Raw genomic sequence first — 17,694 nt, forward strand, 5'->3', positions numbered from 1 at the left:
TGGATGGCGACGCTTTCCTGGCCTACGTCGAGCAATTGCTCGCCCCATCGCTGCGGCCGGGCGATACCGTTATCATGGACAACTTGCCCGCTCACAAGGTCCATGGCGTTCGAGAGGCCATCCGGGCGGTCGGAGCAAGCCTGCTCTATCTTCCGCCCTACAGTCCAGACTTCAACCCGATCGAAATGGCCTTCTCTAAACTGAAAGCCCTGTTGCGGGCCGCCGCAGCGCGCACCATGCCCGATCTCTGGCAAGCAATCGCCAACGCTCTCAAGCGCTTCTCACCCGAGGAATGCCAAAATTATCTCGTCGCGGCTGGTTACGACGCAACGTGATCGGAAAATGCTCTAGCAGATGCCGGCGTAGATCATCATTGAGCGCGCGAATCCGTGCCTTGTCGTTGGACATGGCTTGCTCCTATCAATGCAAGATTTTGAGATGGTGAGATGAAACATGGCGTGGCCGGAGCCGCGCCATTGGGGTGCTACGAGTTCAGTACTACGTGGCCGCCGGGCTTAGAAGCGCGACGGCTCGGTGGTGCCGGTAGAACCGCGGCACCTTCGGATAGTCACGATAGCGAAGCGTCAGAAGATCGCCCTTGCGCTCCACAACGATGGCCTCTGCCCAGCCGTGCTCCTGCGATTCCTGAGCGACGACGAGGTGACCAGCTCCGATGGTTTCCCAGTTTTCGGGATATCCTTTCTGAGCTGGCAAGGGGCCGTCCACTTTGCCACGCGGCACGGCGTCGGCTTCTACTGCTATCCATGATACGAGCTCGCTGTAGAGAGCTTGGCGGATCTCCGGCACCGAGCTGCGGCTGGGTAACGGAAGCTTTCCGAGCGGAAGTGGATTGACCCAGCTGATCAGGTCGGCGGACCGCATCTCATAGAGGCACAAGTTCATCTCGGCGGCTGCACTGACCAGCTGGTCCTCATTCCGGCTTACATATCGCGCGCCACGTGGCTTGAGGCGTTCGTCAAAGCCAAGGATGACATAGACTTTGGCGCTCGCTCTTGCCGCTTCCGCCGTCACCTTTGGAATGGCTTTCCCGGTGGCGGCTCTTGAAGTGGGCAAGACCGCAGTAGCAAGTTCGTCGTACAGCTCGCTTCTGATGAATGGCAGGAAGGCCTTTCCCTGGGCGTGGAGACGGCCGACCGGAATCCTAGAGGCGATCTCGATCAGCCTGGGCCGATTGACTTTGCAGACGGCCAGTTTCAACGCGAGTGCTGCTTTCCTCGCCAGGTTGGCATGCTTCCCCGGAAATCGGCCAGCCTTTGGCTTACCGGCAGGATCCAGGCCGTAGACAATGACTGTGGAGTTCGAGGCTGGCGAGGGTTTGGAGGAATTAGGCTTGGTCATGCCGGCCTCCCTGAAAAGCAGAAGGGGCCCGATTTGGGCCCCTTGCTGGGAAGATCGATCCATTTTGGCTCCGGGCGCGCCCGGACAATCTAGGTTTTGGCATCTGTCTGGCTCCTTGTTCTAAGATGACGAGACAAGAATGACTGGCCTCGCAGTAGTATATTCGCCGGAAATGTCAAAAATATCAATTATTTCAATACTTTATATCGAAGAATTATATTTTCTTTAGTGCAATAATTACTTGATTTTCAAGGCGTTTCGGCCACAAATACTGTAAACTATACATGATATTTGTTCGCACGACTTGCGATCATCAATATTGTTGCCGTTACAGACGTTTAAGCCGTCGGCAGCGCAGTAATGCCAAAGCGCGTGTTGAATATAGCGCGGAAAATTCGCGGGAAAGCCGGCATCGAATTGGCGCGCGTCGATCTTTGCCGAAACCCGCCGCAAGATGTCAGCGCAGCCGGCCTGGCCGTAGCAATGCTGACCGTAACCGTGGGTCGCGTCAAACCCGGCTAGGATCCCGGTGCGGACAAGGAGATTGTGGACGAGCCGGTCGACAACGATCATGCGGCTGCCGACATCAAACCAATCAGGCCGGCCTCTCCGATCTGCCATCAAGACCGCGGACAGGGTCATGGTGAGGACTTTGTCCGACACACCGAAGACGTGGCGCATCGGGCCGACCAATGCCTCTTGTGCAGCCGAATTGCCAAGGTCGGCTGCGGCTGCGAGCTGGTCATCGAGCCACCGGAAGAGATCGGATCCAGCCACGTCTCTGACGAATAAGAAGAAGCTGAACGCGGTTTGGTTGAGGCGGCCATTTCTCAGGGGATGAGACGGGACTGGACATCCGCGGAGGTAGCGAGGGTGGCTACAGGCTTGTCGGGTCTTGTCGTATCGGCAGTCCTCGTATGCCCAATAGCTCCGCAGAAGCGAACAGGCCGGATCGCGGCCAATCTGAGCCTTGATTTGATGCCAGGTGATGCTGCCGTGAGCCTGGAGGTATGACGCGGCGACCCTGTCGGAGATTCCCTGGAAGTTGAAGGTCTCGATCATCCAGTCGAACAGGGCCGGCGTATCTTTGGATCGGACGATGTTGCGGAGTCTGGGATCAGGTGCGGCAACGTCCGCTTGGCCTGATCTTGTCCATCGGGAAGTTTCACGAGCGATAGCCTCGATGAGGTTCGTCGCGATCCCGATTGGTTCCCCCGGCGGTGGTCCCAGCCTCGAGGCCGGTTTCGATGATTTTCCTAGATCAGCGATACCAGCCTCCTCTGCGCATCACTGTCGCCGTCGATGTATCGCTGGGTTGTCTGGATCGACGAATGACCTGCCAGGAGTTGGACGTCCCTGAGGGAGCCGCCAGCTTTGTGGACCAGGCGAGCTGCGCGCGTGATGAAGGTTCGCCGTCCCGAATGCGAGGAACACCCGTCCAGTCCCGTCGCGCGGAAGACCCGGTTGAACCAGACAACGATGCTTAGCGGCGTCATCGGGCCACCGCGTTCAGATCGAACGACTGCTCCTTCACCTCGAGATCTCTTGCGCCAAACGATCAACGCGTCGCGCAAGTCGCCTTGAATCGGGACCCGGCGACCATGTCGTTTCTTGGCGGCGCTGTCTCGCAGCTCAATCGTGGCGCCGATCTCGCCCTCGGCGGTCTCGACCATATCCCAGGTGAGTTTGGCGATCTCGGCAGCGCGCAAGCCCGCCTTTAACGACAGCAAGACGATAACGCGATTTCTATCCGGGTGTCGGGTCGTTTCGGCGAAGAGAACCAAGTCTCGCGCCGCTTGAGCAGAGAGAATTTTAGCTTGCTTGCCTGCCATCTCGATCAAACCGACTGATGAGATTCTAAGCGATCAGCCGTTCAATGCAACAAAATAAAGCTTATCAGTTTTGGCTTGCACGAAAAGCATCGTCTCAAGCGAACAGCGTCGTCATCGCGACAGCTCCAACTCACCCGACGAGGCGTGTTGCCGCAAAGTGATCCCTGCGCGCATGCATGAATCGCAAGAACCACCTTGTGAGAAATTCATACTTGTCGCTCCAAGCGACAGAAAAACGGCACACGCCATTCTCCCTTGGAATGCCTTCCGAGGAGACGTCGTCGGCTCGATGACGTTGGTGCGTTAGCCACCGCTAAAGGCGAAAAATAAACTTGTAAAGGATGCAACCGTGACCGGTGTCTCGGGCAGAGCGATGCTCTGAACTTTGGAGATTTGTGATGGGTGAAAATTCGAAAATAGAATGGTGCGATCATACGTTCAATCCATGGATTGGCTGCCAAAAAGTCTCGCCGGGCTGTGATAATTGCTATGCCGAACCAATGATGGATCACCGATATAAAAGAGTGCAATGGGGCCCGCACGGCGAGCGCCAACGAACCTCAGATCAAAACTGGAAAAAGCCTATCCAGTGGAATGCGCAAGCCCGAGAGTTCCGAAAGGAGAATGGCCATCGACCGCGGGTATTTTGCGCGTCGCTCGCCGATGTCTTTGACAATCAGGTTGATCCATCGTGGCGCGATGACTTGTTCGCCTTAATCCGCAGATGCAAGAAATTGGATTGGCTAGTGCTGACCAAGAGACCCGAGAACATAGAAAAAATGCTACCGTCCGATTGGGGAGATGGGTATTCCAACGTGTGGCTCGGAACAACGGCCGAAGATCAGACACGGTTTGACTTTCGGTGGAAGCGTCTAAAGAAAATACCTGCGGTCACATGTCCGAGTGGTCGAAAGGCTCAACAGCGAGCTTGAGGCCTTTGGGCGAAGAGCGCGAACACGCGGCTGATCCCGTGGCGAACAGCTATGATCAGGCCCGCCAACGCGCGCGGTCAGGTAGTGGTCGAGAACTTTGGCGCCGAGCAGGACCAACTGATTCAGGCCGTTGCACGCTTGTTTGGCTTCGGCTCAACCAGCGCACGACTACGCGAAGTTGTCGAAGCAGCGCTGGCCGAACTCCTCGATGCCGGTCAATTGAGATTGGACGGTCGAATGATTTCGCGCGTTCCCGCCGAAACGGTCTCGTCCTGAATACCGGCGGGCGGTAAACTGTCCCTCTGATAAGCTTTGGTGCGAAATGGAGTCAGTTCGCAGACTGATAAGCTTTCTAACAAAAGCTTACGAGTGAATGTAACGGAGTTCGTTTCTCTTCACCCGCTCTACGATTTTCCACGCCACTCTACGATTTTGTGCGATTTGGCACGCTCTTAAGCGCGCGTCTTCTCGCCGACGAGCCGTCTGAGATCAACCTCTCCTAGAAACCTATCCCGCTGTCTGCTTCTCCTTCGACGGAAGGGACGAGGTTCGCGGCGAGAAAGTCCACGAATGCTCTGAGCTTGGGAGCGAGATGCCGACTCGACGGCCACAGGACTCGAAGCGGTCCGGAGCGATCGGTGTAGTCGTCGAGCACAGTGACGAGCAGACCTTCACGAAGTTGCCTGCCTATGGCGAAGTCGGGCAGGTAGGCGATGCCCAGGCCTTGCTCGGCCAGATGGATCAGCGGCTCAAGCGTGCTTGCGACCGCCGTTTTCGGAAGTTCAATCTCGACGCCGGCTTGCTCGGGCGGCACGGGCCATTGCTCGAACCTTCTGCTGGTCGGAAACCTGTGGTGCAGGCAGGCATGAGCCTTGAGGTCATCAGGGGTTTTGGGAACACCTTTGGCCGCCAGATAGGCCGGCGCCGCCACCAGGCGCCGGAGATAGGTGCCCAAGGCGCGTGACATCAAGCGCGTGTCACCGGCATCAGCGAAGCGCACGACGGCGTCAAAACCCTCCTCGATCACATCGACGACGCGATCGCTGAAATCGAGAAACAGCATGATCTCGGGATAGGCCCGCATGAAAGCTGCGAGCGTCGGCATCATCAGCATGCCGGCCAATGGCAGGGCGACACGCAGCGTGCCGCGCGGGGCTTCGTGCGTCTGCGACAGTTCGAGCTCGGCCGCTTCGATTTCGGAAAAGATGCGCCGGCAGCGCTCGAGGAACAGGGCCCCTTCCGCAGTGAGTGCGATGCTGCGTGTGCTGCGATGGAGAAGGCGCACGCCGAGCCGTTCCTCCATCCGCGCCACTGACTTGCCGATCGCCGATGACGACACGCCGAGTTGCCGTCCCGCAACCGTGAAGCTTCGGGCTTCCGCCGCGTGAACGAAGGCATTGAGCGATCCCAGGCTGTCCCTCGGTGAACCTCATTTCGGACAATGGCGTCCGATATATTTGGAATTATGGCCTATTTTTCAAACGTCCGGGAGCTTGCATCTTGGGGCCAACGCCGCAACCGACCTCTCTCACAACACAGGGTTGGCGACGGCGGCCACAGAAACCGTTTCTTATAAAGGAGATAGTCAATTCGCCGAGTGACAAGCTCGCTCCCGGACTGGCTGATCGTTTCTCGCCGCCCTGAAATACAGGGCCGCAGTAGGTGCCCGTCACCTACGATTCTCGGCATTGTCTAGTCTCCGGCCGAGCGCCTTGGCGTGTCACTGATAAGGAAATGAGAGAAAGCTAATCAGTTCGCGTTCGGTCCGATGTTCTATCGGGCTAAAGAGAGAGTTGCGGCGGCGCGAGTACTTCTCCTTCTTACGTATTGCGCCGAAGCGAATTTCTCGCGGGTAATGGCCGCAGGTAACGCTGCGGTCGTGCCATGACGGTGCCCCTCAACCTGGGAAGCTTTCAAATTCCGCGCGGTCCTTCCGATCGAGCTCCTCGCCCCGAGCGACGATTTGGTCGAGAACCCGGATCATACCCATCTGGCCGACAGCCCAAATCGCCAATCCTCTCGTCTCGTTCATCATCGAGTTGGGGCATATCAGAGCGATCTCAAGTGCTTCCTCCTCCGGGATCCGGCGATGCAATCGTGCACACAGATAAAGGTAGGTCGCAGGGTGCCTGGCCCGAATGATCGGCCAGACGGCCTCGTCGACCCTGCTCGCACGCAAAGCCGCCTTGCTTAGGACCCAGCCTCGATCGCAACGTTCGGCCAATTCGGGAAGGATTTCCTCAAGAAACGCTGCGCTGGCCCGGTTCGCCAGAAGCTTCTCCGCTCGCTCGTCGTCAGAGGCCTTGTAGTAGGCCATGATTGCCCTCTCGTCGAACAGCGCCGGTACCTCGGCTACTGCCTTCAACCAGCGACCAGCCGCTCCCGTAGTGCCCCGATCCATCCAAGTCTGCACGATGGAATGCTGCTGGGTCGGCGGAAGATGCGCGAACACCGAGGACAAGAGGGTGTCGACCGAGACACGGACCTTTGGCTTATCACGGCCAGCCAACCGGCACTCCTCGATCAGGTCACAGACGAGTTTGAGATCGGGCGGCTGCAAATCGCCGTCGCGCAGTAGGCGCAGAAGTCGTCGTCGAAGGGCCGAACGTCGTACCGACGGCTCGGCGAGCGTTTCCAGGATTCCCAAGCAAAGGTCCGGGACGGGAAGACAGGCGATGTAGGCGTGCAGCAGACTGTTTGCGTCCGGATGGGAGAGGCCATCGACGGCAACTCTATGAATGCGCTCGACGATTCCCTCAACGCAGCCAGCCATAAACCTCACGTGTACGACGTTTCGGCGCGACCTACGTCAGGCCCGATGCTCATGCAGCGACCGCCCGATCGGCGACGTATAGGCGCGCGTCCCAGCGGCAGGTCGTCTGGCCGATCGCACTTCGGCCGAGCTCCACCACGTTGAGCCTGTCGCCCTTGAAGGCGGGGCTTAGCTCGAGCGCGAGATAGTCGAACAGGGAGCGCTCATGGACGGCAACAATGACCTGTCGGTTCATCTGCTTAGAGAGCGTACGGAGCAGCGCTGCAAACTGCGCTATGTGAACTTCGTCCATACTCTGGACCGGATCATCGATCACCAGCCACGGCAGCTTCGGACTGACCGAGAGATGGAGCCCCAAAAACAGCGTTAGTGCCGCCGTGTTTAGGTTCCCCGCGCTCAACATCGCACGCGGATTGCCACCCTTGCCGCCGCGTCGATGATGAGTTTCGAGCTCGGCCTCGACATCCGCATTTGCGGTCTCGGGAATAGCAAAAGCAGGAATGAACGGCTCCTCCGGCGCGAGACGCACGAACAGATCCCGCCAGACGGCATTCAACTCATCGTTGAATACGCGGCGCACAACACGACCGCGCGCTTCGCGCATCTGGCGCACAAGGTCTTTGCCCAAGTCAATGATCTTGTCGGCTTCGGCCTTTTGGGCCTTACGCCTGCTAGACTCTTCTACCAAGACGCGAAGCTTCTCGACGAGATGGTCCCGATTCTCAAGCGCCGCGGCGAGAGCTTGAGCCGCCGCAATAGCGCCCCGGCGTGCAACCTGACGATCGGCAAGGGCGCTCTCTCGCCCGTCTATGGTCGTCGCGAGCTCCTGCAATAGTTGCTCGGTCGTCGCTGCGGTGTCGAAGGCGATTCCCATGCGGCGGGCCAGATTCTCAATGCTGTTGCGCAGCACAATTGCAGACTGGTCCGCATTTTGGAAAGCGGCAAGCGCCTGAGCCGATCTGCTGGCGTCGTCGCGCAGGCGGTCGCCCTCTTCAAGCTCCGGCTTCATTTCAACCAATTGGCGATCGACCTCGATCAGATCGACGGCTCGAGTCTTTAGGGCGCTCAGCTCGGTTTCGGAAACCAGTCCGCTTGCTGCTGCTTGTAGCCCGCGGTCTAACCGCGCGACTTCCGCTTGCGTACTGACGCGCGACTGAAGTAACGACTGCAGGCGCCCCGCTTGCTCGACCATTGCGGCAACCTTGGCGGCGACGTGGGCCGACAAAGGCGTGTCCGAGACTTCAGCGAAGTCGCGATCACAGACCGGACAGATGTCGCCTTCGATATGCGACGTGAGGTCGGATAGGTTGCGCGCGAAAGCCTCATTCGCTGCAGATGCGGTGCCGATTTCCTGGTCGAGCCGCTCCAGACGTGTGCGGGCTGCGGAAAGCTATCCGGAGAGATCGTCGCGGCGCTGAAGCGCCAAGTCGTGAGCTGCGAGGACGCTCTCTACCCGTTTCAGGTCCGTTGCAATGCGCTCGCTCAGCACACGCGCGCGCTCGACAAATCTTGATTCCCTGGACGCCGAAATCTCGGCAAAAAAACCAGCGGCCCGGCCAAGGGAAGCTTCAACGGTCCGCCCATGCTCGAAATTCCACTTCTCGAATTTTTCGCGGGCAGCCTGGTTGATGGCCTCGATCGCGCTGCGCTCACCACTTTGGGAGCCAAGCGGATTGGCAGATATCCAGCCGGCTCGCGAGACCTCGAGTTCACGCCGTGCCCGCACCAGCGCGGTGAGATCAGCCTCTTCCGAGATCGCGGTGAGGCGCAAAACGAGTTCCGCAGGATGGAGATCCAATAGTGCGGGATCGACCGGCGAGACCCGCTGTCTCAACTCATTCTCCTGCGCCTTTATTGCCATGGTGGCTTCATTCAGCAGCCTGGTCAGATCCTGAACTTCGGCTTCATCCAGCGCAAGCTTATCTCGGATCTCGCCATAGGCCGGCACCGGCCCTTTTAGCCGGGCAATATTGCCCGCGGTGTGAAGACCGCCAATCAGGGCTTCCATGCGATCGAGGCCGAGCAATTCCTTGACAAAGCGTGTCAGTGGAGAGTCGGTCTTCTTGTCAGCGTGCTGGTAGATTTCGAGGAGACGCCCGAGTGTGGACTGTGCGAGGTAGCTCCGTTCGCTGAAGAAGCTTGCCTCGGAGTCGGTCAGGAGCGGGTTGCCACTGACCCCGCCAGTCGTGACACGTAGATCGGAAGAACGCAGCGTGCCGTCGTCAGCGGAGACGACTAGACGCACCTCGCCGAATGGACGGTCTCTGTGCGGCAGATAAGTCAAATAATCGGGCTCAGCACGCGAGAGAGACGGGACCGACCCGGTCAGTGCCAGCTCGATCGCGGAAAGGAGGCTGGTTTTGCCAGCCCCATTTGGTCCGTGGATCAGCACGATCGGAGCATCGAGTGAGATGTTGATCTCACCATCGATACTGCGAAAATCCTTCACGTAAAGCGACTTTAGGCGCGTCATGCTTCTGTCCCGTTGCTATCGTCGCGGGCATCATCCGTCTCGAACACTGAATTCAACGCCCCGTGAAACCGTTCGCGCACCGCGGCTTCGCCGAGCTTGGAGGCTACCACCAACTCTTCAGCGAGCGGTTCATCGGGAAGCGCCAGCGTTTCGATGGCTCCGAGATCACGTTCCGCAGAGAGCGTGGCCGGCAGCTCCAGCGGGAGTAAGACGGCGAGCTGATCCCGGAGCTCGGCAGGGTCAAGAGCCTCTTCAACGGGCAGGATGCGACCGACTTGCGAAAGAGTTTCGAGTGTTTTCCCGACCGGGCGGGGACCGATGATCACGGTGGTGAGCGGACGGTGCGAACGCATGACGTCAAGCGCGCGCGCAATCCCCTCGATCTGCTGAACGACCTTACGCTCACCATGCGCTGCCATGTCTCCGATGACGACCAAGTCGGCGGAATGGCCGACGCCGACGAACGCGGCCGCAATGTCGAATTCGAGTCCTGCGATACGCAGCGGCGGGTCGATCCGCCGGTATCCAGCGCGGAGAAGGATCTCCGCAACTCGCTCGGCCGGCATGCCAGCGGTCATAGGGCCACCTTGCTGCGAAAGCGCGCGAGTAGATCCTCCACTTCCGTGCCGCCAGCGACTAGGTCTTCGATGCTCACTTCACGGAAGCGAGCGAGTCCGGTCCGACCCGGCGCGCGGCGGGGATAGCGCGGCAGCGGCGGTGGGTTCTCGTGGCTGTGGACGATGACCGCATCGTCGTTGGCAGCGATGAGGCCATTGGTACCAAGGCGGATGGCAGCTTGCGCATTCGCCGCGAAATAGATCTTCGCCGCGCCGCTTCGACCAGTTAGAACCACCGCGCCTGACATACTGTCCGCGACGTCGGCCTTGGCGGCCGTCCACAGGCCGCGTGCGAGCCCCAAGCCGATTAGCCCCGACGCAATCGCAAACTGGCAAGTCCCGCTGCTGGCAAGTGTCAAGTCAGCGGGCATACGGTGAAGCGGCTCAGCGGTGATCGGCGCATAGAGCCCTTTGACGGGATCAGGCAGTTTGCCGTCCCGCAGCATCGACATGGTCCGCCCACATTGCTCGAACAGCTCCGTCACGACTGCGGCACTCGGAACGACGCCATCGGCGACAAGATTGCGCGCGCAATCTAGCCCTTCGTGCAGCTTGTTCCGATCCGCATCGGCGATGCCAGGTAAGCCGATAGTCAATAAGACCTTCAGCTTAGCCGTCACGACATAAAGAAACAGCGAAAGCAGCAATGGCTTGGCATAAGCCTGCACCAGCGCCTCCGCTTCCATCGATGGCCGGTTGGCCGGACTGTAATCATGATGGTAGACGTTTTGAAGCAGTCCCTCCTGATCGGCACCTAGCGCGTTCTCTGAAAACGCATAGGCGGGCGGATGCGAAGGCCAACGCCACGGCATCGCCGCCTGCGCCGAGGCAAACAGACCCTGAATGTTGGAGTCCTGCGCCGAAAGGCCAAGCATCAAGGTTGGCCGTGTCACAATAAAATTGATGAGAAACGGTGCCATCACCGGATTCTGCGCGACCCAGCCATTGATTTGGCTCGAACGTGCAACGAGCATTTCTCGAAATTGAGCCTCGTCCTCCAGAGCCGCCTGAGCACAGCCGTGAAACTTGTAAAGATTGGCGCGCAAACGGTTGGAACGCACGCCGTTTGGCGCTACCACGACCCGCAGAACCGGTCGATCACCGGCCAACAGACGAACGGCGCGCTCGATCAAGCAGTCCCAATTGGCCGTTGGCATCTCGGAGGCGACGCCTTCAATCGCGAGAGCCGCCAGACACAGATGTTCTGCATCCGGCTCGATCGCCTGGTCTGCATAAACATGGGCAGCATCCAGCACGTTCCAAAGAATAAAGTCGGGCTCCTCTCCATCGATATTGACATTGAGCATACGGGCATAGTTGTTGACCAGCCGTGCCGCGATTACGTCGAAGTCCAGCCAGCTGTCCGGCGCCTGAACATAGGCGATGCGCCTCCATTCATCGGGGCTTGGGTTGGCCAGCACGACGACCGCATTCAAGGCCTTGCGGAAACGACAGTTTGGATCGGCTTGTTGGATGCGCGACTGCAATGCAATCATCACTCTTTTCGCCACGTCGCGCAGATCCGGCATGCGCTCTCGCGAGATGCCCGAGCCGAGCCAGAAGACGTATTGATCGTTGGTTACGCCATCAGCGATTTCACGCTTCGGGCCGTCCAACATCGCCAAGGTGGCGCGTACTGTTATCGTCCCGGCCGTCGGCGCTGGCACTATGTTACCTCTGAAAAGATTTGGAGAGCAGGTATCTCACCGAAGAGGCAGCGCTCAGCTAGGCTGCAGCTCTTAGAGAGGAAATCGATTTTGTAGGGCGCTTTCGGCGCCATACTGGAAGTGAGCATTCTACTCCTCTTCGCCCTTCATCGAATCTAGCGATCTTTTATCAAGGAACCAACCAGCAGTTGTCGGTTGCTTTCGGCGAAACGAGATTTCGGCCATGGCCACGCTGCAAGATGTTGATGATGGAACCGCTTTAAAACTAACGATGGTCAAGTCCGGGACCTCGACTTTATGTTCTTGATATGTCCTGGCATGAGCGACCGCCCCGCCATCTTCTTAGAATTCTAGTCTATGCAATGGTCAGCCGGGTTTCGATTCGCCTGGTGCTGACTGCTGTCCGCAAAACTTGGCCCTTATCGGAAAAACCGGGGAAAATGCCCGGAAGCGATGCGCATCGCTTGACCGTCCAGATTGGCATGTTCTAATTTTGTTCTCATGGTGAACGGAGGCTGATTCCCGCCGCCCGCAGCCATTTTTGGATGACAACAGCACTCGCCCCCACCCGGACAGGAGCCATGCACGAGATCATCTGTCCCCACTGTGACAAGGCCTTCAAGATCGATGAATCCGGCTATGCCGAGATTCTGAAGCAGGTCCGTAACGCCGAATTCGCAAAGCAACTGCACGAACGGCTGGAATTGGCCGAGCGTGACAAGCAGAGTGCTGTTGAATTGGCCAAAGCCCAGGTCGGCGGGGATCTGCAGAAGACCGCCGCTGCCAAGGATTCCGAAATCCAGGAGCTGAAATCCAAGCTGGAGGCCAGTGAGGTCTCCCAGAAGCTCGCGGTTACAGAAGCACTGAGTGCTGTCGAAAAGGAGCGTGACGCGCTGGCGAACGCGCTCGCGCAAGCGGAACGTGAGAAGAAGGCTGCTTCAGAGCTTGCTGAAGCGCTCCTGGCCAGCGAGCAGCACAAAATCTCTGCTGCTAAGGAAAAGGAAGTCCAAGAGCTGAAGGCTAAGCTCCAGGCCGTCGAGCTGGAGAAGAAGCTCGCCGTGACCGAAGCTGTTGGTGCCATCGAGAAAGAGCGTGATGAGCTGAAATACGGCATCAAGCAGGTCCAGCTTGAAAAGCAGCTTTCTGAGCAGTCGCTCAAGGACAAATACGAAACCCAGATCAAGGATCGGGACGACGCGATCGAACGCCTCAAGGATATGAAAGCCCGCCTCTCGACCAAGATGGTCGGCGAGACCCTCGAACAGCACTGTGAGACCGAGTTCAATCGGGTCCGCTCGATGGCGTTTCCGCGCGCCTATTTCGAGAAAGACAACGACGCGCGGACCGGCAGCAAGGGCGATTACATCTTCCGCGACGCGGACGAAGCTGGCACCGAGCTCATCTCAATCATGTTCGAGATGAAGAACGAGAGCGACAAAACCGCGACGAAGAGCAAGAGCGAGGATTTCCTCAAGGAGCTTGACCGCGATCGGATCGAGAAGGGCTGTGAGTACGCGATCCTGGTCTCATTGCTCGAACCCGACAACGAACTCTACAATACCGGTATCGTCGACGTCTTTCACCGCTATCCGAAGATGTACGTCATCCGACCGCAATTCTTCCTACCGATGATCACGCTGCTGCGGAACGCCTCGCTCAATTCCTTGAAGTACCGGACCGAGCTGGCGTTGGTGAAGGCCCAGAATATCGACATCACCCAGTTCGAGAACCAGCTGGAGACGTTCAAGAACGGATTCTTGAAGAACACTGATCTCGCTTCCAGGCACTTCCACACCGCGATTACGGAGATTGATAAGTCAATTGATCACCTGCAGAAGACGAAGGATGCCTTGATCGGCGCTGACCGCAACCTGCGCCTTGCGAATGACAAGGCGCAGGACGTGACGATCAAGAAGCTGACCCGGGGTAACCCCACGATGGCGGCGAAATTTGCGGAGCTTAAGAATCAACCCGCTGAGGCCGCCGAGTGAATAGGAGCCGCGCCGAGCGGCGCGCGGTTGCCTAGTTAGTTCAAACGCTACAAGCTGGAGCGGCGGCGATAGTTCCGCAGTTCCCAGCGGGCAATGCTTTCCGGTTCGGCCTTGCGCCGAACCGCTTCGATAACCGCGCGATATTGGTCCTCGTCAACGATCTCGGTCCAGTTGACGCGTCCGCGCCGGTGGGTCTTTTGGATGATGATCCTGTCGATCGGACAATGCGGCGGCTCGGAGATCTGGCCGAGGCACCAGTGGTACTTGAGCACGAGATTCAAGAGCTTTTGAGCGACGCCGTATCTGTAACGTCCGTCTCGCAAGGAGCCTGGGAGAGCCCCTGTTCCAAATTCCACCAGCTGCGCAAGGTTGAGATAATGCTGCCGCTCGGTGCAGGATCCAACGTAATGCGGAAGTATCCGGGTTGTAATGAACTCCTGGAGCATGTCGCGCAGTTGCCCGGTCTGGCTTGAACCTAGTGCATACAGGTTGGCGCGTTGCACCGATGCCGCCCAAGCGAGTGTCCATAGCTCTCTCAGCAAAAATTGTTGTTCGGGTTCTGGTGATTGCATGCGCGATCCATCAAAAGGCTTTTCTACGGGGCGATTTTAGCTAGTTCCTCATTAAGAATCTTGTTGGATTTGGCCTCGAGCGAAAGCTGCAACGGCTGATTTTCGGCAATCTTGCCCAAGCGAAGGTAAGTCAATGCTTGCGTTGTCGCCGTATCCAACAAGACGCCATTTCGATCCGTGAGGGTCCATTGCGATGGCGTCGCATCAGAGTTCAGGGCGAGCAGGGATGCTTTAACGGCTGGGGAGCGGTCTCGCCAGCCCGCGCCCAAGGCGTATTAAGCAGCAAACATACAAGCGCAATTTTGAATTCGAGAGAGTTTCCGCGTCGCATTTCAAGTTCCCCCATTTGGACGCCCACCTGACAGCTCCAGGCGCGGAGACGCCAAGTCCCAAGCCTCTTTCGGCGCCTCGATTTCATCGAGAGCGCATCGCGATGCCGCCCGTGGCGCGTTGCAACTTCGGACACCCGTTTGGATTTCTAGCAAATCTTGGAATTGAAGCAGCCGCTCCCGCCGTAAACCAGGGCATGGATGTCATGCGCGATGTTCGAGAGATAGCTATCCGCATCTGCATGGGCCGGGCGCACAAGAGAGGTGATTACGTTTGCCCATAGACCGGTCGCGATCGCAATGAGCACGAGCTTGTTTGTCATGATCGTCACTCCTTTCCTTCAGGTTTTTAGGCGCAGCCGCGCCAAGTCATCTACTTCGCCAAATCCTCTCCCAACTCGGCAGCGGCGTCGAAGATGAGAGCCAGTGGTTTCAATTTGCACTTCTGATCGACGTACGCAGCAACCGCGTCGTAATCGGTGTTCTTGAGCAGATCCTTGTCCTTGAAATGCGCGAAGCCCGTTAAAAACCCGATCACCCACTGAACGTCTGCGTTGTAGATTTTCGTCAGGGTGCTACCACAGAGAGATCGGAGATCGGTCAACAACTGAGTCGATGAGTAAGTCATGTCAACGCGTTCAAATTCTGCAGAATTGAAGCTCTGCTCAAACTGCATTGGTGACAAGGATTTTGTGAAATGGATTCAGGCTCACGGCAAAAGGGGAAAATGCGATTTTGATACGTCGCACGGCAAATCGCGGAAGGTCGTTGCAGTCGGCGATTTCGCCGAGGAGGTGGACAGGTACTTCCGCGAGAACTACGGACACGGCGAAGAGTACATGTGCGCCACAAGAGACTCGGATAACCCGAGCTATGACACCCGTGGCGAACCTTACAAAGATATCTTGGGAAGTGATCTACAGGCGGATGGTCATCTCATCGACGCCATCGCGGAGTGTTTGCCGGACTGCGATCACGCGGACATCATGGATGGCGCCGAACCGTTTTATGATGAATTTAGCAATTATGAGTCTCTCGCGGATGTACGAACTCGCGAAGATGCTGACGAAGCAGAGCGATGGTACGAGAGGCGTTTCGAATATCAGTGGAATGATTTTTGCCGCATCGTTCAGTACGAGAGAAGATTCTTTAAGACAAAGGAGCTTCTCGACGAACTTTTTGGAAAGCCGGAAGAATACGATCAAGGCACTATACGTCCCGTATATGCGCTTGAAATCGGACAAAAGATTTACCGGGCGAGATTGCTGGATGACAGCTTCACGGAATCATATCTCAATAAGAATCCGGCGAGAGAGCTTGGCGCGCCGCCAAAGGAGAAGGCTCGCGCTGGTCGAATGAGCGTCGAGTATATCCCGGTATTCTACGGAGCCTTTAGCGAGGAAACGGCCGTCGCCGAAATACGACCTAGCATTGGCGATCAGCTCGCAGTCGGAGAGTTTGAACTGCTAAAGCAACTCCGAGTGTTCGACTTTACCGCGTTTTCGAAATCGCGCGGCGAGGCATGGAAGGAGAGCTACGCCCACACCCGCTATGACTTCATCACTCAAATGCAGGACGAAATCAGCAAACCCATTTTGCCGTTTGAGCGGCAGCGCGAATACATAGCCACGCAGATTGTTGCCGAGTTCTTACGGGAATATTTTAACTGCGACGCCATCATCTATCAATCTTCCATGCACAAGAGCGATAAAGATGACAATCGAAACATTGTCATATTGAATAGGGGAGTCGACTTCATAGGTGCGGCGGCAACGTCGAGCTTGGCGCTTTCTCGACACAACATAAGACAGATACTCAATGTTTCATACGAGATCAGCCCAATATGGTTCTAATCCGCAGTCGTTGGGCTTGCGAACTTTAGAGCGGTGAAATCCATCGCGCTTAATGAGAGAAGGCCACGTACAATTTTTCCAAAGTGCTGGCCGGAAACATCTCGGGGCAAGATCGATTAAGAATCAGGAGTTGCTTGTGAACCAGTCCGTCACGGTCACTGACGGCACAAAGGGAGTCGCCGATCTTCCTTGCCGACGAAGCGACAGAGCGGAAGTCCTCGCCTGTCAGAACCAGGGCCGTGACCTTGTGATACTCGGAGACGATTTCTTCAGCATTCGCGAGAAGGTCTGCTAAACTGTCGGGGCTCATCCACAAATCCTGGGCCAGGATCACGACCAAATTTGGCTGCCCGGCAGGAAGCTGCAGCGCCTCTTCCTCGATCTTGCGGCGCAGGCGTGCGCCGTTATCAGTCGCCGACATGACCGCGCTCAACGAATTGAGTTGCAATCCATGTTCCTGCGCCCATGCCGCAACGCGATCTTCAAGTGCTGCGGGAGCAAGGGCGAGCTGCAAGGCGCCATCAATATCGACTACGTGGAACGAGGTATCATTCTCGATCTCAATCAATTCCCATTGAATTCGGTTGATCAATCCCGTGATCTCTTCATCCTCAATCGGGCGCAATATCTGGCCAGCAAATGCCGCCGGAATCGCACTTTGAATCAGCACGGTGTGAACAGCGCCGAGGAGCCGTGATTGGTCGACGTGTCCCTGTGCGCTGTACAACGTCGAAACTTCACAATAGAAGCTGGCCCCTGTTTCGGAATCGGCCACTAGGATGTCCGGCACCTTGAGGCTCGATCCCACTCGCACGGGGATATCGAAGCGAACCGCCAAATCGGCTGCAACAAGACCGTCGGCGACCTGAAGGACGGAGTATGCCTCTTCGAATTTGGATCGATCGGCGAGTCGCTGGTGCAGACTGTAAAAGCCGTCCATACATTCAACCCGAGCTATCGCGCTCGATATGTCAATCGGCGTTTGACTGGGACCCCCTATCGGCCTCCAAAAGGGACCCCTTTGATCGGCTGTGCTCTGCTGGTAGCGCTCGGGTCGTCGGAGCTGGTCGGGGTTGCGGAGACGACACGAGCGCGGGTTGTTTGAACATCGTCGCGGCTTTTGAATCGCCAGCTGTCGTTGCCGGTCTCGACGATGTCGCAGTGATGGGTCAACCGGTCGAGCAGCGCGGTGGTCATTTTGGCGTCGCCGAACACGCTCGGCCATTCGCCGAACGCAAGATTTGTGGTGACAATGACGGAGGTACGCTCGTAGAGCCGACTGATGAGATGGAACAG

19 protein-coding genes are annotated in these 17,694 nt (G+C 57.5%); 5 read left to right on the forward strand and 14 right to left on the reverse strand.

Going from position 1 to position 17,694, the window contains the following annotated elements:
* Positions 1–335, forward strand: a 335-nt coding sequence (locus K359_RS0142275; RefSeq protein WP_029084555.1) for a transposase, incomplete at its 5' end; no start/stop codon positions are given.
* 163 nt (positions 336–498) lie between these two features.
* Here the strand turns inward: K359_RS0142275 and K359_RS0142280 are convergent.
* The 3 genes from K359_RS0142280 to K359_RS0142290 form a co-directional block, all read right to left on the reverse strand.
* Positions 499–1,359 (reverse strand): hypothetical protein, encoded by an 861-nt coding sequence (locus K359_RS0142280; protein WP_156928987.1) that lies wholly within the window; start codon positions 1,357–1,359, stop codon positions 499–501.
* Between the two features lie 237 nt (positions 1,360–1,596).
* Positions 1,597–2,421 carry a hypothetical protein gene (locus K359_RS65085; RefSeq protein WP_245284885.1) on the reverse strand — a complete coding sequence of 275 codons (825 nt, stop codon included), beginning with the start codon at positions 2,419–2,421 and terminating at the stop codon, positions 1,597–1,599.
* Between the two features lie 194 nt (positions 2,422–2,615).
* A complete protein-coding gene (locus tag K359_RS0142290; protein WP_029084558.1) occupies positions 2,616–3,191 on the reverse strand; it encodes a site-specific integrase in 576 nt (191 codons plus the stop codon).
* Between the two features lie 398 nt (positions 3,192–3,589).
* On the opposite strand from K359_RS0142290, the gene K359_RS59875 reads away from it, so the two are divergent.
* Entirely contained in the window at positions 3,590–4,123 is a 534-nt protein-coding gene (locus tag K359_RS59875) for a DUF5131 family protein (protein WP_084518731.1), read from the forward strand.
* A 51-nt stretch (positions 4,124–4,174) separates the two neighbouring features.
* Positions 4,175–4,399, forward strand: coding sequence for a hypothetical protein (locus K359_RS0142295; RefSeq protein ID WP_029084559.1), 225 nt, complete (start codon positions 4,175–4,177; stop codon positions 4,397–4,399).
* Positions 4,400–4,622: 223 nt separating this feature from the next.
* Here K359_RS0142295 and K359_RS55135 read toward each other — a convergent pair whose 3' ends face one another.
* From K359_RS55135 to K359_RS0142330, 6 genes are all read right to left on the reverse strand, one after another.
* Positions 4,623–5,534, reverse strand: coding sequence for a LysR family transcriptional regulator (locus K359_RS55135; protein ID WP_051346733.1), 912 nt, complete (start codon positions 5,532–5,534; stop codon positions 4,623–4,625).
* Between the two features lie 486 nt (positions 5,535–6,020).
* Positions 6,021–6,896, reverse strand: coding sequence for a hypothetical protein (locus K359_RS0142305; protein ID WP_156928988.1), 876 nt, complete (start codon positions 6,894–6,896; stop codon positions 6,021–6,023).
* A gap of 49 nt (positions 6,897–6,945) precedes the next feature.
* The gene (locus K359_RS59880; RefSeq protein WP_029084561.1) at positions 6,946–8,121 is read right to left on the reverse strand and encodes a hypothetical protein; all 1,176 of its coding nucleotides are present in this window, start codon (positions 8,119–8,121) and stop codon (positions 6,946–6,948) included.
* Between the two features lie 165 nt (positions 8,122–8,286).
* Entirely contained in the window at positions 8,287–9,369 is a 1,083-nt protein-coding gene (locus K359_RS59885) for an AAA family ATPase (RefSeq protein WP_051346734.1), read from the reverse strand.
* Positions 9,366–9,947, reverse strand: a complete 582-nt coding sequence (locus tag K359_RS55145; protein ID WP_051346735.1) for a hypothetical protein — start codon at positions 9,945–9,947, stop codon at positions 9,366–9,368. Before K359_RS55145 ends, K359_RS59885 begins: the two co-directional genes overlap by 4 nt.
* Positions 9,944–11,653, reverse strand: coding sequence for an SIR2 family protein (locus K359_RS0142330; protein ID WP_035978116.1), 1,710 nt, complete (start codon positions 11,651–11,653; stop codon positions 9,944–9,946). The genes K359_RS55145 and K359_RS0142330 overlap by 4 nt, the downstream gene beginning before the upstream one ends.
* Before the next feature lie 581 nt (positions 11,654–12,234).
* Here K359_RS0142330 and K359_RS0142340 point away from each other — a divergent pair.
* Positions 12,235–13,644 carry a DUF2130 domain-containing protein gene (locus tag K359_RS0142340; RefSeq protein WP_029084564.1) on the forward strand — a complete coding sequence of 470 codons (1,410 nt, stop codon included), beginning with the start codon at positions 12,235–12,237 and terminating at the stop codon, positions 13,642–13,644.
* Positions 13,645–13,691: 47 nt separating this feature from the next.
* Here the strand turns inward: K359_RS0142340 and K359_RS62265 are convergent, their stop codons facing one another.
* The 3 genes from K359_RS62265 to K359_RS0142360 form a co-directional block, all read right to left on the reverse strand.
* On the reverse strand, positions 13,692–14,216 hold the full coding sequence (locus K359_RS62265) for a hypothetical protein (protein WP_156928989.1): 525 nt from the start codon (positions 14,214–14,216) through the stop codon (positions 13,692–13,694).
* Between the two features lie 478 nt (positions 14,217–14,694).
* Positions 14,695–14,868, reverse strand: coding sequence for a hypothetical protein (locus K359_RS0142355; RefSeq protein WP_156928990.1), 174 nt, complete (start codon positions 14,866–14,868; stop codon positions 14,695–14,697).
* Between the two features lie 50 nt (positions 14,869–14,918).
* Positions 14,919–15,149: a hypothetical protein gene (locus K359_RS0142360; RefSeq protein WP_156928991.1), complete on the reverse strand. Its 231-nt coding sequence runs from the start codon at positions 15,147–15,149 to the stop codon at positions 14,919–14,921.
* Between the two features lie 22 nt (positions 15,150–15,171).
* Between K359_RS0142360 and K359_RS0142365 the strand changes: the two genes are divergently transcribed.
* Positions 15,172–16,398: an RES domain-containing protein gene (locus tag K359_RS0142365; protein ID WP_084518733.1), complete on the forward strand. Its 1,227-nt coding sequence runs from the start codon at positions 15,172–15,174 to the stop codon at positions 16,396–16,398.
* A gap of 49 nt (positions 16,399–16,447) precedes the next feature.
* Here K359_RS0142365 and K359_RS0142370 read toward each other — a convergent pair whose 3' ends face one another.
* Together K359_RS0142370 and K359_RS55150 are read right to left on the reverse strand one after the other, a co-directional pair.
* A complete protein-coding gene (locus tag K359_RS0142370; protein ID WP_029084569.1) occupies positions 16,448–17,338 on the reverse strand; it encodes a hypothetical protein in 891 nt (296 codons plus the stop codon).
* Between the two features lie 56 nt (positions 17,339–17,394).
* Positions 17,395–17,694 (reverse strand): ATP-binding protein (locus K359_RS55150; RefSeq protein ID WP_245284886.1); only part of this gene is annotated, 300 nt, incomplete at its 5' end.

It is taken from the genome of Bradyrhizobium sp. th-b2 (genome assembly GCF_000426785.1).
Lineage (GTDB): Bacteria > Pseudomonadota > Alphaproteobacteria > Rhizobiales > Xanthobacteraceae > Bradyrhizobium > Bradyrhizobium septentrionale.